We start from the raw sequence: 25608 nt of genomic DNA, 5'->3' as shown, positions 1-25608 counted from the left end.
AATTTATTTTTAGTTATCTACTCTATTAAAGGCTTTTCGATTTCCACCTATCTATTTCTTAACAAAAATTATCTTCTAAGTTATTATGTCTGTGACTTACCCAATCAAAACAGGTTAAGATGAACGTCAAAAATCTATAGTGTAATTTTTAAAATTGGACTGTTTCATTCTCATACATATTAAAAAAAAATTATTTATTTTACTAATTACTACAACCATAAGATTTTTAAATTCTTGATTTCCATTAATTAGTGTAATTGGTAAAATAAATGTTACCCCTAAAAAGCATTTTTTTCAAAAAAAAAAAAACTCTAAATCAATATTTGATTTAGAGTTTTTAAAATTATTAGATTTTAAAGGATTATCCTTTAATACTTGCTTTTAAATATTCGCGATTCATACGAGCAATATTCTCTAAAGAGATTCCTTTAGGACATTCGATCTCACATGCTCCAGTATTGGTACAGTTACCAAAACCTTCTTCATCCATTTGATTTACCATGGCTAACACACGATCAGTGGCTTCTACTTGTCCTTGTGGCAACAACGCAAACTGTGACACTTTAGCCGAAGTAAATAACATCGCTGAAGCATTTTTACAAGCTGCTACACAAGCACCACAACCAATACAGGTTGCTGCGGCAAATGCATCATCTGCATTGTCCTTATTTACTGGTATCGCATTTGCGTCTATTGTATTACCCGATGTATTAACAGAAATATATCCTCCTGCATGTTGGATTCTATCAAACGCACTACGATCCACCATTAAGTCTTTCACGACAGGAAAAGCCTTGGCTCTGAACGGTTCAATATAAATTGTATCACCATCGTTAAATTTACGCATATGTAACTGGCAAGTTGTAACCAAACGATCTGGTCCATGTGGCTCTCCATTAATTTGTAAAGAACAGGATCCGCAGATTCCTTCTCTACAATCATGATCAAATACTACAGGCTCCTCTCCTTTAGTAATTAATTGTTCGTTTAACACGTCTAACATTTCTAAAAAAGACATGTCTCCTTCAATTCCTTTCACCTGATAGTCTACTATCGCTCCTTTTGAAGAGGCATCTTTTTGACGCCATATTTTTAGTGTAAGATTCATAGCTTTTATTTATAAGAACGTGTTTTTAATTCGATATTTTCAAAGACCAAGTCTTCTTTATGCAGTTGAGCATCTTTAGGCTCTCCTTTATACTCCCAAGCAGAAACATATTTGAAATTTTTATCGTCTCTTAATGCTTCACCTTTTTGTTCTCCTGATTGCTCAACAGATTCTTCTCTAAAATGCCCTCCACATGATTCATTACGGTCCAATGCATCTTTTGCAAATAACTCTCCTAATTCTAAGAAATCTGCTACTCTACCTGCCTTTTCTAATTCGGGATTCATGCTATTTGCATCTCCAGGAACCTTTACATTTTTCCAGAAATCCTCGCGTAAAGCCGAAATTTCTTCGATAGCTTCTTTTAGGCCTTGTTCATTACGAGACATTCCACATTTGTTCCACATGATTTTACCTAATTTTTTATGGTAATAATCTACAGAATGTTCTCCTGATCCCCCCATTAATTTCTCGATTCGATCTTTAACATCTTTTTCTGCTTGATCAAATTCTGGAGTATCTGTAGGGATCTTTCCTGTTCTAATATCTTGAGATAAATAATCTCCTATCGTATATGGCAATACAAAATATCCATCTGCAAGCCCTTGCATTAATGCAGAAGCTCCCAACCTATTTGCACCATGATCAGAGAAGTTTGCTTCTCCAGCTGCATAACATCCAGGAACTGTAGTTTGTAAATTATAATCTACCCAAAGACCACCCATTGTATAATGCACCGCTGGGTAAATCATCATTGGTGTCTTATATGGATTTTCATCAACGATTTTTTCATACATCTGAAATAAGTTACCGTACTTATCTTCGATAACCTTTTCTCCTAACTCGCGAACTTGATCAGCACTAGGATTATGCAATCCAGAAGTTAATGCTTTTTCTTTTCCGTAACGTTGAATTGCTGATGCAAAATCAAGATATACAGCTTCTCCGGTTTTATTAACTCCAAATCCAGCATCACAACGTTCTTTTGCTGCTCTAGATGCCACATCACGTGGTACCAAGTTTCCAAAAGCGGGATAACGACGCTCTAAGTAATAATCTCTTTCTTCTTCTGCTAATTGTGTAGGCTTTAATTTTCCTTCACGTATAGCTTGCGCATCTTCAATCCTTTTAGGCACCCAAATACGTCCGTCATTACGAAGAGATTCTGACATCAATGTTAACTTAGATTGATGATCTCCTGAGACTGGAATACATGTTGGGTGAATTTGAGTATAGCATGGATTTGCAAAGAAAGCTCCTCTACGGTGTGCTCTCCACGCCGCCATAACATTACTTCCCATAGCATTTGTACTTAAAAAGAAAACGTTTCCGTATCCTCCAGAAGCTAAAACAACCGCATGGGCAGAGTGACGTTCTATCTCACCTGTAACCAAATTACGTGCTATAATTCCTCTGGCTTTTCCGTCTACTTTTACTAGATCTAGCATTTCGTGACGATTAAAAGCCTGTATTTTTCCTCTATTGATCTGGCGATTCATTGCAGAGTATGCGCCTAACAATAATTGTTGACCCGTTTGTCCTTTGGCATAAAATGTTCTTGAAACCAATACCCCTCCAAACGAACGGTTATCTAATAAACCACCATATTCACGTGCAAAAGGTACTCCTTGTGCAACACATTGGTCTATAATATTACCCGAAACCTCAGCTAACCTATGTACATTAGCTTCTCTAGAACGGTAATCTCCTCCTTTAATAGTATCATAAAAAAGACGATAGTTAGAATCACCATCACCTTGATAATTTTTTGCAGCATTAATTCCTCCTTGTGCCGCAATTGAGTGCGCACGACGTGGAGAATCCTGATAACAAAATGTTTTAACGTTATATCCTAACTCTGCCAGTGTAGCGGCAGCACTTCCTCCTGCTAATCCAGTTCCAACAACGATAACATCAATGTTTCGCTTATTAGCAGGGTTAACCAGGTTAATTGTATTTTTATGTTTTGTCCACTTATCCGCCAGTGGACCTTCAGGTATTTTAGAATCTAAAATTGACATACTAGTGGTGTTTTTAATGTTGATTAAAATGAAGTGCTATTGCAACAACAATAAATCCTAATGGAATAACAATCGAAAATGCTTTAGCAAACTTAGATGCTGCAGCAGAATATTTATTATTAAATCCTACAGATTGGAACGAAGATGCAAATCCGTGCCATAAATGCAATGTTAAAAACACAAATGAAAGTACATACAATCCTGTTCGAACCGGGCTTTCAAATTTATGTAACAATTCTGGATAGTATCGTGTTGGATCTTCTGGAGCAAACTCTATGTATTTATGAACCATTTCTGGAACCCAAAAGTCATAAAAATGCAACCCTAAAAAGGCTAATACTACCAATCCAGAATAAATCATATTCCTAGACATCCATGAAGCATTTGCTCCACCATTATACTTTGCATACTTAACTGCTCTAGCTTTGTTGTTTTTTAATTCTAATACAAATCCCATTACAAAATGAAAAATTACTCCAAAAATAAGCACAGGTTGTAATACAAATTGTACTACCGGATTGGTTCCCATAAAATGAGACAATTCGTTAAAGATATCTGCGCTAAAAATTGAAGTGAAATTTATTGTAAAGTGTTGTAATAAGAAAAAAACTAAGAAAAGTCCCGAAAGTGCCATGGCCACTTTTCTAGCTATTGAAGATTTTATCAATCCACTCATTATTTAAAATGTTTAATTATTCTTTACAACAAAAATAGGGCTCACTACTATTTTAGCCAAGCTTTAAGATGTCTTTATTTCACTATTTATAATTAATATAAAGAAGAAAAACTTTGTTTATCATTAGCTCCTAAAACGTTTGAAATATAGAATTAACTTTAAACAAAAAACAGTATTGTTTTTTACATTTATACTAATTTTACCATATGCAAAATATGAATTCCAAACTTCCGCAAGTTTCTACAACTATTTTTACAGTAATGAGTAAACTTGCATCACAGCACGATGCTATCAATTTATCACAAGGTTTTCCTAATTTTGGAGCAAGCCCTAAACTAATAGACTTGGTGACCCAAGCCATGCAAAAAGGATATAACCAATACGCCCCCATGCCTGGTTTACCTTCTTTAAGAGAAATCATCGCGCATAAGACGAATTCGCTATATGAATCTAATTACAATCCTGAGACAGAAGTAACTGTCACATCAGGTGCTACGCAAGCAATTTTTACCATTATTGCTGCATTTGTACATCCGGGGGACGAAGTAATTGTTTTTAAACCTGCATATGATTCTTATGAACCTTCAATAGAATTATATGGCGGAACGATCGTTCCTGTTCAGCTCTCTGCACCTTATTTTAATGTCGATTGGCAAGATGTAGCGTCAAAAATCACTTCTAAAACCAAAATGATCATTATAAATACCCCTCATAACCCAACAGGCAGTGTTTTATCTAAAGATGACATGTTGCAATTAGAAAAGCTTTTAAAAAATACCGACATCATTTTATTAAGTGATGAAGTATATGAACATATTATTTTTGATGAGCAACAACATCAAAGTGCTGCGCGATTTCCTGGATTAGTAGAACGCTCCTTTATCACGGGTTCTTTTGGAAAAACTTTTCACACAACAGGTTGGAAAATGGGGTATTGTCTTGCGCCAGAAGCTCTTATGGTTGAATTTAGAAAAGTGCATCAATATAATGTATTTTGTACTAGCCATCCCATGCAATACGCACTTGCCGAATATTTAAAAACTCCAGATCATTATCTCTCACTTCCAGATTTTTACCAAAAAAAGCGGGATTTATTTTTATCACTACTCAAAGATTCTCGTTTTACGTTCTCCCCTGCTCCAGGAACATATTTTCAAATACTGGGATATTCAAAAATTACGGACGAAGGTGATATGGCTTTTGCCGAGCGATTAACAAAAGAACATAAAATTGCATCGATCCCCATATCTGTCTTTAATTTAAACCAACAAGATGATAAGGTATTGCGCTTTTGTTTTGCCAAAACGGAGGACACTATAAAACGTGCTGCAGATATTTTGTGCGGGATATAGCTACAATTGGAAAAACCCTGGAACTCTAATCAAAAATCAAAGCGCAACTGGATAATCTCGACTTCTTCTTTTTCTTTTTTGTGATCTTGACCTGTATTGAGGTTGGATAACGAAATTCCTAAAAGTCGGACAGAGTTTTTCATTTTATCTTGATACAATAACTCTTTTGCTGTTTCTAATAAAATAGTAGCATCGTTTACAAAATAAGGCAACGTCTTACTTCGGGTTTGCAAGGTAAAATCACTGTATTTTATCTTTAAAGTAACTGTTCGCCCGGCTACTTTGCTTCTTTTTAATCTTTTTTGAAGTTCTTCGGCAATATTTTCTAACCGTTCTAGCATATAAATTTCAGAAGATATGTTTTCGCTAAACGTTCGTTCTGCAGCAAGAGATTTTCGTTCTCGATTAGGTTTCACTTCACTTTTGTGTATACCCCTTACAATTCTATAATAATGCCCTCCAGATTTACCAAAGTGTTGTGTAAGGAATTCTTCGGATTTTGATTTTAAATCTTTGCCAGTATAAATCCCCATTTGATACATCTTTGCTCTGGTTACTTTTCCTACACCATAGAATTTTTTGACATCCAGATCTTCAAGAAAATCGATAACTTCTTCTGGGTTTACAGTTTTTTGTCCGTTTGGTTTATTATAATCACTGGCAACTTTAGCAATAAATTTGTTAATTGATATCCCGGCAGAAGCTGTTAGACCTACCTCATCCAAAATCTGCTGTCTTATTTCTTGAGCAATTAAGGTGGCGCTTGGATTACCCTTTTTATTTTCGGTAACATCAAGGTATGCTTCATCGAGAGATAGTGGTTCTACCAAATCTGTATATTGAAAGAATATTTTTCTAACTTGAGATGAAATCTCCTGATAACGATCAAATCGAGGTCTAACAAAAATTAAATCCGGACAAAGTTTTCTTGCTGTAAATCCTGGCATTGCTGATCGTACTCCAAACTTTCGGGCTTCATAACTAGCTGCACTAACTACCCCACGTTTACCACCACCACCAACAGCTAATGGTTTTCCTTGCAGTTCTGGATTATCCATCTGTTCTACAGAAGCATAAAATGCATCCATATCTACATGAATAATTTTTCTATGTGTTAACTTTTCTTCCAATAAAAAAAGATTCTGGTTCTTACAAAGTTATGACACATTTAAGTTAATTAACAACAAAAATATTTTTAAAAAGTAAATTAGCAAGAGCCATAATTTTTTGGCTATTTTTGGCAACCAAAATTAGTAAAAAACATTACTTAGAGTTGATACAAAAATCCAAATAATCAACTTTTAGATTTTAACCTACATCTCTTTTGAAAACCATAAATTACAATCTTTTTCAGTTATTCATACTATTTGTTTCGGTGCATGGGATTATTTTTAGTCTTGCCGTTTTTCTGGCAAAAAAACACAGATCTAAGAGTAGTGTTTATCTTGGACTAACCGTTCTTTTTATATCCATAAGCAATATTCAACACATGCTCATTGATATTAATTTTTTTTCTGAAACTTCAATAGTTCGAAACACTTACATTCCATGGCAGTGGCTTGTTGCACCTATGTTTTATCTTTTTGCCCACTATTTTTTAAACAAAAAAAAAATCAAAAAAAAACACCTATTTTATCTCATCGGTCCGTTTATAATTATTACTGCCATTCATGGCGGTCAATTTCTTTATCAACAATATCTAAATCCTCAATATATCATAACCAAGTATTATGAGCGCGGATTGTTTTTATATACAAACTTAATTTCCTTTGTACAAACTCCGGCAATAATTTATTTGATGTATACTATAGTATTAAAATTCGAGAACCTTTTCGATAATGAAAATACTTTAAGAAAAATCAAGAAAGAAATCAATTGGTTAAAGTACATCATTCATTTTGGTGCAGCAATAGCTGCAATAGGAACATTTTCCGCAATTATAGGAATTATATTGGATATGAAACAATCTTTTTACGCATATCCTTTTTTTATTTCTATTTCAGTATGGGTTTATTGGATCGGATACATAGGGATTCGAAGATCATCTTCTCATCTAGAAATAAAAAAAATTAACAATTTATCATCATATCAAAATAAAGGTATGGCCACTTTTGAGAAAATCAATCAACATATAATATTGAAAAAAGTATATCTAAATCACAATATTAACCGTGATACAATAGCCGAAAATTTTGAAATCAGTAATGGATACTTATCACAATTAATTAATACTCATACCGAAGGAAATTTTAATGATTATATCAACAAATTACGAGTAGAACATTCAAAAAAAATATTGTTAGATAGTCAATATAATAGCTACACTATAGAATCTATTGGATTGGAATGTGGATTTAAATCCAAATCAAATTTTTACAGTGCATTTAAAAAATTTACAAATCAGACTCCCAATCAATATAAAAAAAACAAAATAAGTTCTGAATCCTTAACTTAAAACGTATCCAGAACTTTGGTTTGCCTAATAAATCTAGCTTTGCCTAGAATTCTTAACAACAAAAAAATATCATTTATGAGAAAAATCGCTTCGTTATTAATTTTTTGCATGATCATTATTTCATGTGAAAAAGATAGCCTTGAAAGTATGCCTGAAAAACAAACTACTTTCGATAATCAAGATATTATAGGTCCTGAAAATAAAGCATCAAGTGGAAGAACTTTTACAGATGCTACGGGAACCATCGAAATCTATATTGGTAGTACTCAAGTTTTTCATAATGGCAATCCCAACCTAGTATCTGGAAATGCATATGTCCCTAATGGGTTTGTATGTATCGGAGGAGGTGCAAGAATAAATATTCCTTATGCTTATCCCCCTTATTCATCTGATCCTGGATCATTGTTAACTATGTCCGCTCCTTTAAACAATGGTTTATTTAACGGATGGCAGGCAGAGGCAAAAGCCCATTCTAGACCCAACGGAAACCCTTGGTCTCTTCTAGTAGATGTTGTCGGAATGAGACTTAAAGACAATAATGGAAATTACATTCCTGCTCAAGACCTTAAAAACAGTTTACGTCTTTTTTCCAGAACATCTGCTAGAGCAGGTCACCCAAGTACTTCAGTAGCTGTTTCAAACGGTTATCAATTAATAGGAGGAGGAGCTAAAGTAAATTGGTCAGGATATGGAAATCTTCTGACAGAGTCTTATCCTTTAGGTAATTCTTGGAAAGTGAAAAGTAAAGATCACTTGGTTGTATCTCCTGCCACAATAACAGCATATGCTATAGGAATCAAAAATACAATTCCAAATTTCGGATCTTTTAAAATAGATCAAGTAGCAGATTGTAAAACTCCAAATTATTATGCCAGTATATACAGTAGAGATGCATTTTTTGAACGTAGTGAAGGTTATCTTACTACTTGCGCGGGTGGAAAAACCACTTACAATGGAAACGGAAGAATGTTAGTAGGCCTATCAAGTTTTCAACGAGATGGAAGTTTTGTAGAATCCAAAGATCACTTATCAACAGATACGGGTACTATCTGTGCTTATGCGGTCGGCATTAAAAAAATCCTTTAAAACTTACATTACAAATAAAACTTTGGGGTTTAACTAATTATAGTTGAACCCCATTATATTTTCGGTAACATCAAGATATGCTTCATCGAGAGATAGTGGTTCTACCAAATCTGTATATTGAAAGAATATTTTTCTAACTTGAGATGAAATCTCCTGATAACGATCAAATCGAGGTCTAACAAAAATTAAATCCGGACAAAGTTTTCTTGCTGTAAATCCTGGCATTGCTGATCGTACTCCAAACTTTCGGGCTTCATAACTAGCTGCACTAACTACCCCACGTTTACCACCACCAACAGCTAATGGTTTTCCCTGCAGTTCTGGATTATCCATCTGTTCTACAGAAGCATAAAATGCATCCATATCTACATGAATAATTTTTCTATTAGCAAGTACTTCCTCCACAGTACAAAAATAAGGGATATTGATCATTCAAATTGTAATATATTTATACAGAATAAAAAAAGGAGATTAAACATACTTCTTCTGTTATCTCGAGCGGAGTCGAGAGATATTTCTGATCGTATTGCACCTCGACTCCGCTCGGTGTGACAGTTAATTATTTAATCAAAATGTCAAAAACTGCAATTATATTAGGCGCCACAGGATTAACGGGTAGTATTTTGCTAAAAATGCTAATTGAAGACACTAGATATCATAAAATCAAGTTGTTTTCCAGAAAAAGTTGTGGTATTGCTCATCCTAAAATAGAAGAACATTTAATTGACATGCTGCAATTAAGAGATCAAGCTGAGAAATTTACCGCCAATGAAGTTTTTTGCTGTATTGGTACCACTAATGCAAAAACTCCTAATAAAGAATTCTATCACCAAATTGATTACGGAATCCCTGTAAGCGCTGCAAGATTGTGTAAAACCAATACAATTAATACACTTATCATTGTTTCTGCTCTTGGAGCCGATTCTGAAAGTCGGATTTTTTATAATAGAACCAAAGGTGAAATGGAAAAAGCTGTTTTAGAATTCGATATTTCAAAGACACATATACTCCAACCATCTCTAATTGCAGGAAAAAGGAATGAAAAAAGATTTGGAGAATATTTCTTTAAAATCGTTATGAAAATAATGAACCCCTTATTTTTAGGTCCATTAAAGAAATATCGCTCTATACATCCCGAAACGATAGTCTCGGCAATGATTTGGCTTGCTAATCATGAGTTTAATGAACAAAAGATTGTTTCTGATAAGATAAAGGATTTTGTGGTTACCTAATATTTAAGCTAATTATACACAAATGATACGTACACATACGGTATTTGTACGTCTTAAGCCCCATTTTTATTCACTTTTTCAAAAACCGCATATACATTTGTTTCAAATAAATTTTAATTCTTAAAAATTCAATGAAACTTATGAAATTAATAAAAATTGCAGCTTTAGGACTCTTAGTATGTCTGTCTAATTTTAGTCTAAATGCACAATCTAAGAAACAGTCTTATAGTTTTAAAAAAGGTGAAATACTAGACATCTTACTCCTAACAACAAAACCAGAAGGAGGTGCATTATTTGATCGCTATAAAAAAACAGCTTTTCCTGTTGCATCAAAAAGAAGTTATAAACCACAACCAGGGTTTATTATCAAAGAAAGTACACAAAGTAGTTTTCATCCTCAGAATTTCCTATTCGGAAAATGGGATAATTTAGAAAGCAGAGAAAAGTTCTTAGCCGAAATTGAAACTGAAGTTCCAGATTTTCACAAACAACGTAGAGATATTTGGTCTATCTTTAATATGACCTATTATGAAATGACTAAAGACATCTCCTTCGAAATCGATAGGAATAAATATAATGTTGTAACCTCGTATTGGAAAAAAGATGCTAATGCATTTAATACTTTCAAAAAAGAATGGATACAAAAATCTAAAAATAAGGGTGGAAAAAACATTCTTGCTCTTACCAAAGGCATATCTCCTTTAGGATACTATTACAATCCTGATTATATGGTGATAACACAATGGGAAAACAAAGCCGCTTTTGATGCTTTTTACAAAGAAAATCTTAAAATGAATCACAAAGGAGTAAAAGATGTTAATCAGTTTGTGATTAACTAACTATTTTGTACTCTAAATTCAGAAAAAGTATTCGAATTATAAAACACTCAAAACTGCGCTATGCAATCTATTTTAAATCAACTTGTTTATTTTGGATATTTACAAAGTATATTTCTATTGCTTATCTATGTATTTTCTCCAAAAAACAGAAAGAACATCAATGAATATATTGCCATTTTTGTGCTGGTTTTAATGATTGGGCTCACGGGTCGAGTATTGTTTTTATCCGGAATTTTTGGCGCTAATCATCGCTTAATTGTTTTTTCTGAATTTGCTACTTTATTATTTGGAGCAACAATCTATTTGTTTACTAGATCTTCTTTACTTGGAAAACGATTTTCAAGTAAAGATCTATTACATTATGCCCCTGCTTTTTTCTACAATACTATTGCAACAATAATCTTTATACTACCTTCTGACGAGATTATCAAAGAACGAATTGATAGTGGAGAACAATTTAGAAACATACTTTTATGTGTGGGTATTGGACTAATTTTTAATATCACGTATTGGATAATGAGTCTAAGGTTATTTTTAAAATTTAGAGCAAAAATTCAAAATGAAATTAGTTATACTGTACAAAGTCGATTTTTTTTAAATTTTTTAATTGCTATTGGTCTGTGTTTATTGTGTTGGACAACTATGTATTTTTCATGGATAGTAGGTTCCACTCTTTTCAATAAATCCGCATGGCAAATTATTTGGTTAAGCATTGCCTCTATCATTCTTTTTATCGCATTTTACGGAATGAAAGAGCCTGATTTATATAAAATCACCTCATTGGTAAAAACAAAAAAGTACTTACAATCAAAATTATCTAATGAGGATCTTACCCAATTAAAATCAAATCTAGATCGATTAATGGAAGAAAAAAAACCGTTCCTCAATCAAAAATTATTAAAATCCGAATTAGCCGAAATGATTGGGGTAAGTAATCCTGAAATAGCTAGACTGCTAAACGAAAGGATTGGGATGAATTTCTTTGAGTATATTAATTACTATCGTATTAAAGAATTTGTAGAGCTTGCCAAATCTGATAAAGCCAAGAACATGACTTTTTTTGGGCTTGCGCAAGAAGCAGGGTTTAATTCAAAAACTACTTTTAATAAATCCTTTAAAAACCTAATGGGAACTACTCCAAAAGATTATTTCTCGAATAATACACACTAATCTATAAAACTAAAACCATGATAAAAATTCTCTACCTAATCATACTTTGCGCACTAAGTATGACTACCACAATTACCGCACAAATTAAGACTCCAGCACCTAGTACATCTGCAAAAGTTATACAAACTGTCGGACTTACAGATATTGAAATTGCATATTCCAGACCCAGTGCCAACAATCGTTTGATTTTTGGAGATCAAGGCCTCATACCATATGGTAAGTTATGGAGAACCGGAGCAAATGCAGCAACCAAAATTACTTTCGGTGACGAAGTAACCATTTCTGGGAAAAAATTGAAAGAAGGTGCATATGCTATACTTACAAAGCCTGGTGCTTCAGCATGGGAGGTATACTTTTACACCTATGAAACTGGTAACTGGAGTAATTATAAAGATAAAAAACCAGCATTAGTAGCAACTGTCAACTCAATTCTGACAAATGATAAAACAGAAACGTTAACTATCGGTTTTGATGATATCAAAATGAATAGTGCTTCACTTTTATTTTTATGGGAAAATACAAAAATAGCATTACCTTTTGTTGTAGACGTTGACGATAAAGCAATGGCTAGCATAAAAAGTACTCTCGCCGGCCCAACCGCAATTGATTATTTTAGAGCAGCTTCTTATATGCATGATGCGGGTAAAGACTTAAACACGGCATTATCGTATATTCAAAAAGCAAATAACAGCAATCCACGATTCTTTCAGTTAAGGAGAGAAGCACTTATTCTTGCCGATCTTGGCAGAAAAAAAGAAGCTATTGTAGCTGCAAAAAAATCTACTGAATTAGCTATTAAAGCTAAAAATGATGATTTTGTTCGACTTAATGAAAAATCTATCAAAGAATGGTCTAAATAATAATTATTGTGTAGTATATACCGATGGGTTTACTGTATCTTCGTTATACTATGATTGAAATAGAACGTAAATTCCTGGTTTCTTCAGAAGCTTTTAAGAAAGTATCCAAAACAAGTACTCGCATAGTACAAGGATATCTAAATTCTAATCCAGAACGCGCAGTACGTGTTCGAATTAAAGGTGAGAAAGGCTTTCTCACTGTAAAAGGAAAAAGTAATAACACTGGTACCTCCAGATATGAATGGGAAAAAGAGATTAACGTGGTCGAGGCAGAGCAACTCTTAGCACTTTGTGAAAAAGGAAAAATTGAAAAAATACGATATGAAATACCTTCTGGAAATCATATTTTCGAAGTAGATGTCTTTTCTGGTGAAAATCAAGGATTAATTTTGGCAGAAATAGAATTAAATCAAGAAGATGAACCTTTTCTAAAACCAGATTGGTTAGGTAAAGAAGTTACCGGAGATATACGATATTTTAATTCTAATTTGGTTAAAAATCCTTTTCGATTTTGGTAAAAAAAAGGCCTTAAGTTTTAGTTTTTTTTAATTAACAAAACAGTAACATATTTTAACCGTAAGGCATGTGCAATTAAAACGTCTAAGCGGACTTATTATTAACCAAAAACATGAATATGTTACACAAATCTAAGCGATCCTTAATAGGGATCATGTTACTTATGTGCCCTTTTTTATCGGCTTTGGCACAAATCCCAGTAAACGGATTCTACCCTGAAAAACACTCACTTACAATTGCACCTAGTTACTCGTTTAAAAGTTCTGATCAATTTTATAGAGGATCTACCCTGTCTGAAGGAAATCCAGCTGGTTTAGGAGAAATTTCTTCTTCTATTATTTCCTTTTATGGACAATACGCTATCTTGGATTGGCTATCGACAACAGTTACTTTACCTTTTATTAGCATCGAAAGTGAAGATGGTGCATTAGATCCCGTTCAAAATGTAGCACAAGTTGAAGGAGTCCAGGATTTAGGACTATTTGTAAAGGCAAGAGTATTAGAAAAAAACTTCGACGATTCTTCTAAGATCACTTTAGGAGGAGCTTCTGGAGTTACTTTCCCTGTTGGAGATTATGAAGGAGCTGGCGTACTTTCTTTAGGTAATCAAGCAACAACCGTTAATGGTTCGGCTATTTTTCAATACACCACACCTTTTAAAATATTTAGTGAAATTCAACTAGGATATAGTTTGCGTAATAGTAGTGATTTTGATATCCCAAATGCAATGATGTATGCAGCAAAGCTTGGCTATCACAATAACTTATTTTATGTTCATACCAAACTAGAGATACAAGATTCTATGTCTGGTTTTGACATTGGTACTCCAGAATTTGGTGCTGCTGGTGGTCCTGCTATTTTGCCAGAAACCGAAGTAGATTATACTAATCTATCTTTTGATTTTTATGTTCCTGTTTATAAAAATACAATAGGTGTTTCTGCAGGTTATGCAGCAACATTAACAGGAAGAAACTACAACAAAGAATCTGGTGTATCTTTTGGGTTAGTCTACAATGCAAGATAAATAGCTAAATCAAAATACTATTTCTTATTTATATATTCTATTGTATATGTTGATAGCCTATATACAATAGAATATATAAAACTTTTATAAAGCAAGGTAAAGCATAAATTCCTACATATAAATGAAGAATTTACCTACTTGTATACCTTAACAAAACAACAGAAACCCCATAAATAATTGATATTTAAATACTTATTTAGATATTTTAACACCATATTAACGTTAATTTTTGTTAAAACCATGATAAATCCCTAATTTCATGTAACTAACTTAAATTAATATGTATGCAAACTACTTCTAGAAATTTGATATTGTTACTGTTTTTATTATCAATATCGTCAATTACTGCACAGACCATAATAAATGGTTTTTTTCCAAACAAAAAAGAACTCACTGTTGCATCATCCTACTCTTTAAAAAGTTATGATAACTTCTATAGAGGAGAAACACTTACTGCCGGAAATCCTGCCAATATGGGAGAAATATCATCATCGATTTATAGTTTATATGGAGAATACGGTATTTTAAACTGGTTATCAACCTCTGCTACTATTCCATACATCTCGGTTGAAAACGAAACTGGGGCACTTGATCCTGTGCAAGGTGTTAGTCAAGTTGAAGGCGTTCAGGATTTAAACGTATTTCTTAAAGCCAAAGTCCTAGATAAAACCTTTAGAAACAGCTCTAGAATATCTCTAGGTGGTGCTACTGGTGTTACCGTACCTGTTGGAGGTTATGAAGCAGCTGGTGTATTATCATTAGGTAGCGGAGCTACTGTATTTGACGGTTGTGGATTTGTACAGTTTACTACCCCATCTAACTTATTTCTTGAAGTACAAGCAGTTTATAGTTTAAAAAATAGTTCTGACTTTGAAATACCAGATGCAGTTATGTATAGTGCTAAACTCGGTTATTATAACGATTGGTTTTATGCACATGCTAAAATTGGTGTTCAAAACTCGCTAAGCGGATTTGATATTGGCTCACAAGAATTTATAGATGCTGGTGGTCCAAATGCTTTACCCGAAGCCGAAGTTGATTATGCCAATTTCTACTTAGATCTTTATGTGCCACTCTATAAGAAGACTCTAGGTGTTTCTTCAGGGTATGCCGTAAATATGGATGGTCAAAATTACAATAAAGAATCAGGCTTTTCATTTGGACTAGTGTATACTGTTAGATAAATTAATCATATTCATGTTGTTATCCCCCAATGACAACATTTTATAATCACCATCAGACTAAATTTAGTTTTGATGGTGATTGTATTTTAGGTAATATCAACTTTTTTCTTTTTGTTTATCACGTATCTCTTCCTAAACCTCATTAAGCTTTTAGACATAAAATAGTGTAAAAATATCAAAAATTGAGTATTTTATCGATAATATTTGCATTATATGGATTTTTTAAATACTTTACGCTAAATTATTTACATAATTTTAACACTTAACTCCATTTTTTAACCAACCAAAAATATTCAACGCCTATGATACTATGATTACAATTTCTACCCCCAAAAAGATGATCTTACTACTATTATTAGTAAGCGTCTCATCACTATCTGCCCAAACTATTCTTAATGGCTTTTTTCCGAAACAGAATGACTTAACCATTGCTTCATCCTATTCATTTAAAAGTTATGATAATTTTTATATGGGTGAATCATTATCCCAAGCTAACCCTGCCAATATGGGAACAATATCATCATCGATTTTGAGTCTTTACGGAGAATATGGTTTTCTAGATTGGTTATCAACAACTGTGACAGTTCCTTATGTATCCGTAAGAAACGAAAATGAAATTGCAGACCCTATTTTGGGAAGCAGTGAAATAGAAGGTGTACAGGATTTAAGCCTATTCTTTAAAGCCAAAGTTTTAGAAAAAGAATTCGATAATGCTGCTAAATTATCTCTTGGCGGTGCTACTGGAATTACATTACCTATTGGTGGATATGAGGAAGCCGGAATTTTATCTATTGGTAGTGGAGCAACAGCTTATGATGGTTGTGGATTTGTTCAATTTTCGACTCCTTCGAATCTATTTATAGAAATACAAGCCGCTTATAGTTTAAGAAGTAGTTCTGACTTTGATATTCCAAATGCCATGTTGTATAGTGCAAAACTTGGATATTACAATAAGTGGTTTTATGCACATGCAAAAGTTGGTGTTCAAAATTCATTAAGTGGACTTGATATTGGTACACAAGAGTTTATAGATGCTGGCGGTGCTAATGTTCTATCTGAAACTGAAGTAGATTACACCAATCTTAACTTAGACCTTTATGTACCTGTTTATAAAAATAACTTTGGAATATCTACAGGATATGCCGTAAACATGGATGGAAGAAATTATGATAGAGCTTCTTCTTTTTCTTTAGGCTTAGTTTATAAAACCAATTAATCTAAAAAAAACACCATCAAAACTAGTTTTGATGGTGTTATATACTTGAATCAATTGCACTATTTTAACGTGGTTTTTATAATTTTTGAATTATTCAGAAATTACGAACTTCTTCACTACAGAGTTATTGTTTTCTGTAATTTTTAGAAAGTAAGAACCTCGGGGCAATCTATTTACATCTAACTGTAATTTTCCTGATTTAATATCATGATTAAAACTCTTTGTCTTAATAACTCTTCCTGCAATATCTAATATTGATGTACTAATACTAGATCCTTCTTTAATTTTGTAACCAATATTAAGAATATTGGTAGTTGGATTAGGATACAGGTTTAAGTTATTTAATGCAATAGCATTAACGGTTCCTTTTGTAGTTGTTGCTACAACTCTGGTTGTACCTACACAAAAGTTTTTAGTTTCTGATGACGCAAAAGAAGCTCCTGATGCAAGTGTACCTGATGCATCTGTTAATGCATAAGACCCAGAACCATAACTACAACACATCCCGTCACCATACGTATCATTAATCGTTAAGTCATAACAACCAGACTCTAAACAAAGATCTATTGCTAATGTACTTCCATCTGCTTGATTTGGATATGTTCCTCCAGATTTAACTACGACACCTTTGCTATCTTTGACAGTCCAGCTTGTTTCTTCTGGATAATCATCAAATTTAAGTGTAAGCGTAACATCTGTACATGTCGGAGGGTTACCTCCACCACCATCAGGGTCATATCCATCAATTTTCTTAAGACCACTTCCAGGTGCCAACCATTGCTGGAGATTAGGAAATGAAAGATCAAAACGTCCGTAAAGGTCAGACAAATTATTACCGCAAGCAGCTCCACCTCCGTGTAATTGACCAACAATTCTTTTATTTTGATCAAATAATGGTGATCCCGACGAACCTGGTTCTGTAGTACCGTCATCCCAATCATTTACTTCCCAATGTGTATCTACAGTGTTTCCGTTAAAAGTTCCTATAGACGGTGCATCGTTATCAAAGGAGATTTTTTTAACATCTCCACTAGGATGATGAATTCCTGTAGTTTTAGTTGGGTTAGCGCCTGTAGCGTCCCATCCAGAATAATACACTTTATAACTGCTAGGAGGGGCTGTTGATAATCTTAACAATGAATAATCTGTAGCAGCTCCTTTTTTAAGCAATTGTGATCCTGAAACCGATTGATTTAGGGATCCATCTGTATTATTGCAACCGGCAGATTGGTAGTTAAAAACAAATACCCAATTGGATGTATCACTACCCGTACAATGATTTGCTGTTAAAAAATATGGAGTTCCATCGTTTGCTGTATTATTAATCAATGCTCCAGTACAAAATCTACTTCCATTTGCTAATGTAATTAATGCGACGGATCTAATTTGATCTTTCCAAGGGTTGCCTTCTGCGCAGTTAACATTGTTATTACAAGAACCAGAATCCCCAAAAGCTTTAGCTAAGCCATAAATACCTCTGTAATCATGAGCTACTTTAGCGATTTGTAAAGATGGGTTTTCATTAACTAAGCTAGGCTGATAATACTCAATAATTATCTTATCACCCATTATAGGGGCCGTACCCAATTTTCTTGATTCTTTATTATTTAATGCTGTAAAAGCTCCTTTAACATCTGTTTTATCTTCGTTGTAGATAAATAATTTAGATCCTTCAGGTAAATAAAAATTAGAAAAGGTAAGATTAAGGGATTTTGCTCCTTTAGACTCTAACTCTAGTAGCCAAAATTTATCCCCATTCTCATTCGTAAACCACTTCCCAGAATTTTTTGGGTTTAGGTTTACATCATGAGCATATGCAAAACGTAAGGGAACATCTTTTGATGCTTCTTCACCATCTTCTTTTAGCAATTTTACAACATCAACTTTGGGTAATTCTACTGTTGAAATTTCGGTAGATTTCGAAAAATTTTCTTTCGAAAATAAGGGCTCTCCACCCTGACTAATTTGCGCATAAGCGCTCGTAATTAAGCATAAAAATATGCTTAAACTAATGGTTAGGTTTCTCATTTTAAGAGTATTTGTGTTAAATATAGTACAATTGGTCAATATTAGTTAAATATACAACTCTTAAAAAAATAATCCATCCCCTAAACGCTTCTTTTTATGACTGTTAAGAAAAGATTAACTAGATAACTTATGGTTCTAACAATGATTTAACACAAAAACAAAAAAAAGTTAAACCATTAAATTACAGCTAGTTACGGGTTTCAAATATAAAAGTCACTTTAAAACCTTATGTTTAAAATTAAACTAATCAATTATTATAGTTTGGACTATTCTTTAACCGTTAGTTTTCTTTTTAGCTCATTACCTTTTTCATCTACGATTGTAATTAAATGATCTCCTACTTTGGGTAATACAGGCATTTCATGAAATTGCTTTGTGGTTCCTACAAATTGGTTATCTATATACCAAAAGACTCTAGTTTCTGGATCTGTATGTGCAATTTTAAGAACGACTTCATTGATTTTACCATCAAATCCTTTAGGTAAATAGACGCTGCTATTTTTTTTAGGAAAAATAAAATCCATTCTTGCCTGAGATTCTTTTATACAATCTGATCGATAAGGCGGTAGTGACCTATAATCGGCATTATTTGTTTTGAAGAAATACTCTTGTAAGGGGGGCAATACAAACCATGGTTCATGGATAATCTCGGTAATTGGCTCACATGATGAGTTAACACGATATTGCATACTTAAATCTAAGTGTACTAATTTATGTAAAGAACAAGGTCTGGTTTCTCTACCAGAAATAGGAATATACATTTGTTTTGTAGGGCAATGATTACTGGCCAAAAAGCCACTTTTAGAGCAAACATTAGTCATTACTAAGTCATCATAGGGGATTGGAAACCATTTTGAATCAGGTAATAGATTAAAAACATCAAATAATACGGGAGCTGCAGCATTTAATCCTGTTAATCCAGGACGTCCCTCTCCATCTGCATTGCCAATCCAAACACCAATGACATGATTTTGGCTTGTTCCAATAGCCCAAGCATCTCGGTTTCCAAAACTTGTTCCTGTTTTCCAGGCAATTTCTTTAGAAGAATCATAAAACTCCCATGCTTCGTCTCCCTCTGGACGATTAACTTTTTTCATAGCCTCGTATGTTAGCCATATACTTCCTGCTCCGTATATTGGTTTTTGGCTAGTTTTCTTTCCGAAATCGACACTATCATCTGCTAGAATAATAGGTTCTGCAAACTCATTTATAAAATATTCACTTGATGTATCTTCAAAATGTTTTAAAGTACCCGTAAACCCAGCATAAGTTTTACACAAGTCCCATAAATTACCCTCTGCTCCACCAACAATTAGTGATAATCCATAATGATCTGCACTGTATGTTAAGCCTTTTATTTTAAACATGTTTAACTCCTCTCTAAATCTCTGTAAACCGTACTGTTGTAGCAATCTAACTGCAGGAATATTTAAAGAACGAGCAAGAGCTCTGCTCGCGGGAACAGCTCCGCTATAACTCTCATCATAATTTTTAGGAGTATATCCTGCAATGACAGTAGGAACATCAGAAACTAGTTGTTGCGGCAGTAACTCTCCTTTATCCATCATAGCAGCATATAATAGCGGTTTTAATGTACTACCTGTACTTCTGTTCGCTTTAATGATATCAACATCTTTTTGATGATTTTTATCTGTACGGGTATTACCCACATAACTTAATACTTTTCTTGTATCTACATCCATTATCAAAACTGCCATATTATGAACTTCATTTTGTTTTAATGATTCATAATGTTTTGATACTATTTTATTTACTTGTTTTTGTACTATTAGATCGATGGTAGTTTGTATTCTTTTACCAGTATGTTTTTTTGCTATTCTATCTAACAAATGAGGCGCAGTTTGTGGCAATACATAAGGTTTGCTAGGTAGCGTTTCACTAATAGCCAACTCATACGTTAAGGAATCTATTGTACTTTGCTGCAAAAGTGTTTCTAATAATCGATTCCTTTTTTGCTTTAAACGTTCTTGATTTTTACCTGGATATATTAATGAAGGGGCATTTGGCAATACCGCTAGAGTTGCACTTTCTGCCCAAGATAATTGATACGCGGGCAATCCAAAATATCGCCATGCAGCCATATCGATACCAACAACATTACCTCCGTATGGAGCATGAGATGCGTATAGCTCTAAAATGTTTTCTTTTGAAGTACTAAGTTCTAACCGTGTGGCCAGAATAAGTTCTTTTAGTTTTTCAAAATAGGTTCTACGTTGGCCTTTTCTAGATAGACGAATAACTTGTTGTGTTATGGTACTACCACCACGAACGACTTTTCCTGCTTTACTATTTTCTTGGATCGCTTTAAGAATGGCTACTGGATTAAATCCAAGGTGTCGATAAAATTGCTGGTCCTCAAAGGCAATAATACATGCTTTAAATTTATTTGGAACACTATCTGTTTCAGGGAAACGCCACTGACCATCACTTGCAATTTTTGCTCCTAATAATGTTCCATTTTTAGTCTCTATTACTGTTGCTGTTGGATTTTCAAACAAAGGAGTTGGTAAACAGAAATAATACCATATCACTACTAATCCAAAAACAATAAAACGCTTTGGATGTTTTTTGATATAATTCTTAAATTTTATTCTAATCATTTATCCTACTAAATAAACATTAGTTTTCTAAAACAGAAAAATAATGCTGAACAACTGGAAATGGATCATAAAAATGGTGTAAAAGATTCTTCCAATCTTGATACCCTTCCGATTTACGAAAACCCTCTTCATGATCAGTAATAGTTTTCCATTCTACTAGTAAAAGATATTTATCTTCTTCCTCTACACATTTAAGTAAATCATGGCGTAAGTATCCTTTCATAGTTATAATTATGTTTTGCGCTATTTTAAAAGCTTTTTCAAACATTTCTGATTGATTAGGCCTTATATATAAAATTACTTGTTCTAAAATCATAATAATTTAAAGTAATACGTATTATTAATTTTCATAGGTAAGACCATTATTATTCATGTATTTGATTTACATGTTTTTAGCATTATTACTCTTAAAAAAAGTCTAATTGGCATTAAAAAATCGAAATATATCAATACCCTACAAATTCTAATTCACATTAAACGAATACTAAAAACATATATCGTTTCAGAGATACTGCCTCTACATTTACTGCAACAATCAAAAAATTACCTTCTTGTTTAGAGTATCAAAACTAACATTTCTAATCATTTAAGCACTACTTTTTTGAAACAATGGAATAATCACACGATTTAAAAGGAGGACGTTGAAAGCGTCTTATTGTGATTCATTTACACTAAATAACGATCTGTATTTTGGTCAACCAAAACACAAAACCTCTAAAACCTAACTATTATGAAAAAAAATTTCTTTTTATTATTCACTCTTTTTACAGCAATTTCCTTTGCTCAAACCAAACCTAAAACTCCTAATCAAAGAGTAATACAAGAAAAAAATGCTGGAGCTTTATTCGAAACTGTTAACCTTTTTAATAGTGTTGTCAAAAGTAAAGTGAGTGAATTAGTACCATCTGAATTTAAAGAATATACTATTTTTTCTTTCGACAAAAGCCAGTTAGCTTCTTTTAAATCTAAGGCGCCAACAACTATAAACTTATCTATTCCAGATCAAAAATCTGAAATGTCTCTGGAATTGGTTAAAGCAAGAATTACTACAAATGATTATCAAATTATTGAAATGCCATCTGGTAAAACCATTAAACCTGATGACCAATTGGTACACTATACAGGTATTGTAAAAGGGGAACCAAACTCTGTAGTAGCTATAAGCTTTCTTAATGATGAAATTTCGGGAATTATTAGTTTTGGTAAAGAGTCCAGTAATCTTGTTATAGGCAAACTTAAGAATAGTAGTAATCAAATCATATACAGGGATAATGACATCTCTCACCTTAATAATTTTGCTTGTCAGGCCCTTGACAATCCAGAAAAAGAATCAACACAAAAGCAATTTTCAGGCAATAGTCTAGAAAAAGCTGCGATAAAGTCCCCTAAAATCTTTTTTGATATTGCAAATGATATAGTAAAAGATAAAGGTGGTGCACAAGGTGCTTCAAACTATATAGAGGCCCTATTTAATCAGGTTGCAGTATTATATGCAAATGATAATATTAGTATTCGCTTATCGGGAATAAAAGCATGGACCTCTACTGCTCCTTTTAGTAATGATTTAAATAAGTATCGTGAGTACAGAAATAAAAATAGTTTTAATGGAGATTTAGGACATCTTGTAACCTATAATTATTCTGGTGGTCTTGCTTGGGTAAATGGCCTATGCGGATCTTACAAATATGGAGTTTCAGGTATTCACAAATCATTCAAAAATGTTCCTACTTATTCTTGGTCCGTATTAGTAGTTGCACACGAATTAGGTCATAATTTAGGTTCGCCTCATACACAAGATTGTAAATGGAATAATAATAACACAGCGATTGATGGATGTGTCGATACCGTTGGCGGATGCGCAAAACCAGGTATACCTTCTGGTGGAGGTACTATAATGAGTTATTGTCATGTTACGAGTGCAGGCACAAATTTTAATAAAGGTTTTGGACCTCAACCAAAGGCTCTTATTATAAGTACTATCAACTCTAAGGGTTGTGTCGGAAATATCCAAAATCCAAACTGTAATTGGTCCAAAAAACCTGGAAACGGTACTGATATTGGCGCTGGATCAAATAAAGTATACGTTGTGGGCACGAATAAATCCATATATCGCTGGAATAATAGCAACTGGATTAGAATGTCTGGAGTAACAGCAAAACGTATTGACGTTGCCTACGGGTCGCCCTATATTGTAACAGATAAGAATGAAATTTATCGAAATCTAAGTAATACTAGATGGACAAAGGTCCCAGGAAAAGCATTCGATATTGGAGGTAACCATAATACACTTGTTCATATAGGCAATGGAAATAATATTTATAGCTATGCCGGAGGCGGAAAATGGAATCTTCTACCTGGTAATGGAAAAGGTATACGTATAGATGTTGCAAATGATGGAAATCCTTGGATCGTTGGCACTAATAACCATATCTATCAATATATTGGTTCTACCAATAAATGGAGTAAAAAAGGAGATTTTAAAGCATCAGATATATCAATTTCTCGAGAAGGTGATGTATGGGCACTTCAGTTAAATAGTGGTATTCCTCATAAATATAAAGGCTCTGGAGTATGGGAAAAATTTAATGGAATCTTGACTAATATTTCTGTACAAGATAATGGTCATCTTTGGGGAGTGAACAAAAACACAAATATTTATGAAAACACTTGCGTTTCAACGGCTAATATTATTGAAGCTCCAATAGTAAGTGCACTAGAAACAGACGAAGTAAAAATTTATCCAAATCCTGCAAAGGATATTTTGAATATAGAATTAAATAGTCAAAACGATATATTTAACCTCGATATTAGTGATATTAATGGAAAAATTTTGCAAACCCATTTAATTGATACAAACCCAAATACTAATACTACTAAAAGTTTAGATGTTAGTGAGCTTACTACTGGTATTTATTTTGTTAAAATGAAAGGTGAAAAAAAGATAATTACACATAAGATATTTATTGAATAGATATCTTATGTCACTTATTTAAAAAGAGGAAGTCCTGGCTTCCTCTTTTTAGTTAGTTTCAATTCACTCTTTTACTGCTTACACCTTTATCCAAGTTATTTTTCTCCAAATTTTCTCAAGAGGTCCTTGTTCATATTTTTCCAACCACCATGACGAGAATTTCATTTGAAATATTAACGCTAAAATGCCTATCAAAAAAGTAGTAAATGATCCACAATATTTATAAAGTCCAGCTCCCCAACCATAATATAGTATGGCACCTATAATCGACATTAAAATATAATTTGTTAGCCCCATTCGTCCAAAATCTGAAAATTTTGCTGCCCATACTTTGCCATTGTTATGACGCCAAATAATAACAATAAGTGATAGCATAAAGAACATCATAACAAGTTTAAAGTAACCATCTATAATAGGTTTAAATATTCCTAAATGCAATTTATTTTCAATATGTTGAACCCATACATCTCCTATTACATCAAACACCAAACATAACATAAATGTCAATACCAGAAAATGATACCAAAATCGAAGAGGTTTGTCTGTTAACATTTTAGTTTTACTAAAATAAACTCCTAAAAAAAATAGTCCAGGTATAGCAAATATTCGCCCTACGTTCCAGCTCCAAACTATTGACCCTTCATATCCAGAGGTTAAATTAATCTTTAATACTTCTAAAAATGATCCATCCACAAGAAACTCATTAATATTAACCTTTGGGTATGGAAGTCTGAAATCAATAACACTATTATTAATTAAATAACTTCCAAAAGTGTATATATTAACGGGGTTAATTAGGAGTACAATAGAAAGAATTAGAATACTTCGATTACTCATATATGGAGCAATTACCAACGGTAGTCCAAGAATGGCATACATAATCAAAATATCTCCCCTAAAAAAAACCAAGTGAAATATCCCTAGAATGATTAATATAAACATTCTCCAAAAATGTCTTAAGAAATACATCTCTCCTTTAGCTACTCTATTTTCATGAATAATCCAATAACTTAATCCAAACAATAATGAAAAAAGAGCAAAAGCTTTTCCTGAAACTAACAAGAATAGATTATCCCAAACCCATCTATCTATTCTTATTAACCAAGGAATATTATAAACTGGTTTTTGATAAAAATCAAAATGTTCAATATGATGAAGTAATAAAATGCCTGCTAAAGCTAGCCCTCTTAGTGCATCAATTAATACAATTCTATTGTTATTTGCCATTATTAATTACAAAGTAATCATT

The 25608-nt window shown here is 33.1% G+C and carries 20 protein-coding genes and 1 pseudogene; 12 read left to right on the top strand and 9 right to left on the bottom strand.

The window, feature by feature from the left end:
- Positions 1-361: 361 nt before the first annotated feature.
- From AWE51_RS25780 to AWE51_RS25770, 3 genes are read right to left on the bottom strand one after another with little or no spacing between them, the layout of a single operon-like run.
- Positions 362-1108, bottom strand: coding sequence for a succinate dehydrogenase/fumarate reductase iron-sulfur subunit (locus AWE51_RS25780; protein ID WP_066320259.1), 747 nt, complete (start codon positions 1106-1108; stop codon positions 362-364).
- A gap of 5 nt (positions 1109-1113) precedes the next feature.
- Entirely contained in the window at positions 1114-3129 is a 2016-nt protein-coding gene (locus AWE51_RS25775) for a fumarate reductase/succinate dehydrogenase flavoprotein subunit (protein WP_066320257.1), read from the bottom strand.
- A gap of 13 nt (positions 3130-3142) precedes the next feature.
- Positions 3143-3805 carry a succinate dehydrogenase cytochrome b subunit gene (locus AWE51_RS25770; RefSeq protein ID WP_066320250.1) on the bottom strand — a complete coding sequence of 221 codons (663 nt, stop codon included), beginning with the start codon at positions 3803-3805 and terminating at the stop codon, positions 3143-3145.
- 215 nt (positions 3806-4020) lie between these two features.
- Here AWE51_RS25770 and AWE51_RS25765 point away from each other — a divergent pair, with 215 nt between their 5' ends.
- Positions 4021-5157, top strand: coding sequence for a methionine aminotransferase (locus tag AWE51_RS25765; protein WP_394332246.1), 1137 nt, complete (start codon positions 4021-4023; stop codon positions 5155-5157).
- A gap of 29 nt (positions 5158-5186) precedes the next feature.
- On the opposite strand, the gene dinB is transcribed toward AWE51_RS25765, so the two are convergent.
- Positions 5187-6287: a DNA polymerase IV gene (gene dinB, locus AWE51_RS25760; RefSeq protein ID WP_082832624.1), complete on the bottom strand. Its 1101-nt coding sequence runs from the start codon at positions 6285-6287 to the stop codon at positions 5187-5189.
- A 194-nt stretch (positions 6288-6481) separates the two neighbouring features.
- On the opposite strand from dinB, the gene AWE51_RS25755 reads away from it, so the two are divergent.
- Positions 6482-7612, top strand: a complete 1131-nt coding sequence (locus tag AWE51_RS25755) for a helix-turn-helix domain-containing protein (protein WP_157766235.1) — start codon at positions 6482-6484, stop codon at positions 7610-7612.
- A 75-nt stretch (positions 7613-7687) separates the two neighbouring features.
- Positions 7688-8698, top strand: a complete 1011-nt coding sequence (locus tag AWE51_RS25750) for a hypothetical protein (RefSeq protein WP_157766234.1) — start codon at positions 7688-7690, stop codon at positions 8696-8698.
- Positions 8699-8746: 48 nt separating this feature from the next.
- Here AWE51_RS25750 and AWE51_RS25745 read toward each other — a convergent pair.
- Positions 8747-9130, bottom strand: a pseudogene (locus AWE51_RS25745) (Y-family DNA polymerase); the annotation flags it as partial.
- A gap of 140 nt (positions 9131-9270) precedes the next feature.
- Between AWE51_RS25745 and AWE51_RS25740 the strand changes: the two are divergent.
- The 8 genes from AWE51_RS25740 (at position 9271) to AWE51_RS25705 (ending at position 16739) form a co-directional block, all read left to right on the top strand.
- Positions 9271-9930: a Rossmann-fold NAD(P)-binding domain-containing protein gene (locus AWE51_RS25740; RefSeq protein ID WP_066320235.1), complete on the top strand. Its 660-nt coding sequence runs from the start codon at positions 9271-9273 to the stop codon at positions 9928-9930.
- Between the two features lie 140 nt (positions 9931-10070).
- A complete protein-coding gene (locus tag AWE51_RS25735; RefSeq protein WP_157766233.1) occupies positions 10071-10769 on the top strand; it encodes a hypothetical protein in 699 nt (232 codons plus the stop codon).
- Between the two features lie 60 nt (positions 10770-10829).
- Entirely contained in the window at positions 10830-11939 is a 1110-nt protein-coding gene (locus AWE51_RS25730; protein ID WP_066320230.1) for an AraC family transcriptional regulator, read from the top strand.
- 17 nt (positions 11940-11956) lie between these two features.
- Positions 11957-12799, top strand: coding sequence for a DUF2911 domain-containing protein (locus AWE51_RS25725; RefSeq protein ID WP_066320227.1), 843 nt, complete (start codon positions 11957-11959; stop codon positions 12797-12799).
- A 50-nt stretch (positions 12800-12849) separates the two neighbouring features.
- Positions 12850-13317 carry a CYTH domain-containing protein gene (locus tag AWE51_RS25720; protein WP_066320385.1) on the top strand — a complete coding sequence of 156 codons (468 nt, stop codon included), beginning with the start codon at positions 12850-12852 and terminating at the stop codon, positions 13315-13317.
- A 116-nt stretch (positions 13318-13433) separates the two neighbouring features.
- Positions 13434-14339 (top strand): hypothetical protein, encoded by a 906-nt coding sequence (locus AWE51_RS25715; protein WP_232517457.1) that lies wholly within the window; start codon positions 13434-13436, stop codon positions 14337-14339.
- A 284-nt stretch (positions 14340-14623) separates the two neighbouring features.
- A complete protein-coding gene (locus AWE51_RS25710; protein WP_066320223.1) occupies positions 14624-15523 on the top strand; it encodes a hypothetical protein in 900 nt (299 codons plus the stop codon).
- Positions 15524-15860: 337 nt separating this feature from the next.
- Positions 15861-16739 carry a transporter gene (locus AWE51_RS25705; protein WP_157766232.1) on the top strand — a complete coding sequence of 293 codons (879 nt, stop codon included), beginning with the start codon at positions 15861-15863 and terminating at the stop codon, positions 16737-16739.
- Positions 16740-16829: 90 nt separating this feature from the next.
- Here AWE51_RS25705 and AWE51_RS25700 read toward each other — a convergent pair whose 3' ends face one another.
- The 3 genes from AWE51_RS25700 to AWE51_RS25690 form a co-directional block, all read right to left on the bottom strand.
- Positions 16830-18767, bottom strand: coding sequence for a T9SS type A sorting domain-containing protein (locus AWE51_RS25700; RefSeq protein ID WP_066320218.1), 1938 nt, complete (start codon positions 18765-18767; stop codon positions 16830-16832).
- A gap of 266 nt (positions 18768-19033) precedes the next feature.
- Positions 19034-21388: a penicillin-binding protein 1C gene (gene pbpC, locus AWE51_RS25695; RefSeq protein ID WP_066320217.1), complete on the bottom strand. Its 2355-nt coding sequence runs from the start codon at positions 21386-21388 to the stop codon at positions 19034-19036.
- A gap of 19 nt (positions 21389-21407) precedes the next feature.
- Entirely contained in the window at positions 21408-21704 is a 297-nt protein-coding gene (locus AWE51_RS25690) for an antibiotic biosynthesis monooxygenase family protein (protein ID WP_066320215.1), read from the bottom strand.
- A gap of 414 nt (positions 21705-22118) precedes the next feature.
- On the opposite strand from AWE51_RS25690, the gene AWE51_RS25685 reads away from it, so the two are divergent.
- Complete coding sequence (locus AWE51_RS25685) at positions 22119-24359, top strand: M12 family metallo-peptidase (protein ID WP_066320213.1); 2241 nt, start codon at positions 22119-22121, stop codon at positions 24357-24359.
- Positions 24360-24437: 78 nt separating this feature from the next.
- Here AWE51_RS25685 and AWE51_RS25680 read toward each other — a convergent pair whose 3' ends face one another.
- Positions 24438-25586 carry a DUF418 domain-containing protein gene (locus AWE51_RS25680; protein WP_066320211.1) on the bottom strand — a complete coding sequence of 383 codons (1149 nt, stop codon included), beginning with the start codon at positions 25584-25586 and terminating at the stop codon, positions 24438-24440.
- Positions 25587-25608 lie beyond the last annotated feature (22 nt).

The organism is Aquimarina aggregata, from assembly GCF_001632745.1.
GTDB classification, from domain to species: Bacteria; Bacteroidota; Bacteroidia; order Flavobacteriales; family Flavobacteriaceae; genus Aquimarina; species Aquimarina aggregata.
This window is presented reverse-complemented; position numbering and strand designations above follow the sequence as displayed.

Bases quoted from the DNA above. Each gene is read 5' to 3' on its own strand.
- AWE51_RS25780 (WP_066320259.1), bottom strand. From the start codon at position 1,108: ATGAATCTTACACTAAAAATATGGCGTCAAAAAGATGCCTCTTCAAAA.
- AWE51_RS25775 (WP_066320257.1), bottom strand. From the start codon at position 3,129: ATGTCAATTTTAGATTCTAAAATACCTGAAGGTCCACTGGCGGATAAG.
- AWE51_RS25770 (WP_066320250.1), bottom strand. From the start codon at position 3,805: ATGAGTGGATTGATAAAATCTTCAATAGCTAGAAAAGTGGCCATGGCA.
- AWE51_RS25765 (WP_394332246.1), top strand. From the start codon at position 4,021: ATGAATTCCAAACTTCCGCAAGTTTCTACAACTATTTTTACAGTAATG.
- AWE51_RS25750 (WP_157766234.1), top strand. From the start codon at position 7,688: ATGAGAAAAATCGCTTCGTTATTAATTTTTTGCATGATCATTATTTCA.
- AWE51_RS25740 (WP_066320235.1), top strand. From the start codon at position 9,271: ATGTCAAAAACTGCAATTATATTAGGCGCCACAGGATTAACGGGTAGT.
- AWE51_RS25735 (WP_157766233.1), top strand. From the start codon at position 10,071: ATGAAATTAATAAAAATTGCAGCTTTAGGACTCTTAGTATGTCTGTCT.
- AWE51_RS25730 (WP_066320230.1), top strand. From the start codon at position 10,830: ATGCAATCTATTTTAAATCAACTTGTTTATTTTGGATATTTACAAAGT.
- AWE51_RS25725 (WP_066320227.1), top strand. From the start codon at position 11,957: ATGATAAAAATTCTCTACCTAATCATACTTTGCGCACTAAGTATGACT.
- AWE51_RS25720 (WP_066320385.1), top strand. From the start codon at position 12,850: ATGATTGAAATAGAACGTAAATTCCTGGTTTCTTCAGAAGCTTTTAAG.
- AWE51_RS25715 (WP_232517457.1), top strand. From the start codon at position 13,434: ATGTTACACAAATCTAAGCGATCCTTAATAGGGATCATGTTACTTATG.
- AWE51_RS25710 (WP_066320223.1), top strand. From the start codon at position 14,624: ATGCAAACTACTTCTAGAAATTTGATATTGTTACTGTTTTTATTATCA.
- AWE51_RS25705 (WP_157766232.1), top strand. From the start codon at position 15,861: ATGATCTTACTACTATTATTAGTAAGCGTCTCATCACTATCTGCCCAA.
- AWE51_RS25700 (WP_066320218.1), bottom strand. From the start codon at position 18,767: ATGAGAAACCTAACCATTAGTTTAAGCATATTTTTATGCTTAATTACG.
- pbpC (WP_066320217.1), bottom strand. From the start codon at position 21,388: ATGATTAGAATAAAATTTAAGAATTATATCAAAAAACATCCAAAGCGT.
- AWE51_RS25690 (WP_066320215.1), bottom strand. From the start codon at position 21,704: ATGATTTTAGAACAAGTAATTTTATATATAAGGCCTAATCAATCAGAA.
- AWE51_RS25685 (WP_066320213.1), top strand. From the start codon at position 22,119: ATGAAAAAAAATTTCTTTTTATTATTCACTCTTTTTACAGCAATTTCC.
- AWE51_RS25680 (WP_066320211.1), bottom strand. From the start codon at position 25,586: ATGGCAAATAACAATAGAATTGTATTAATTGATGCACTAAGAGGGCTA.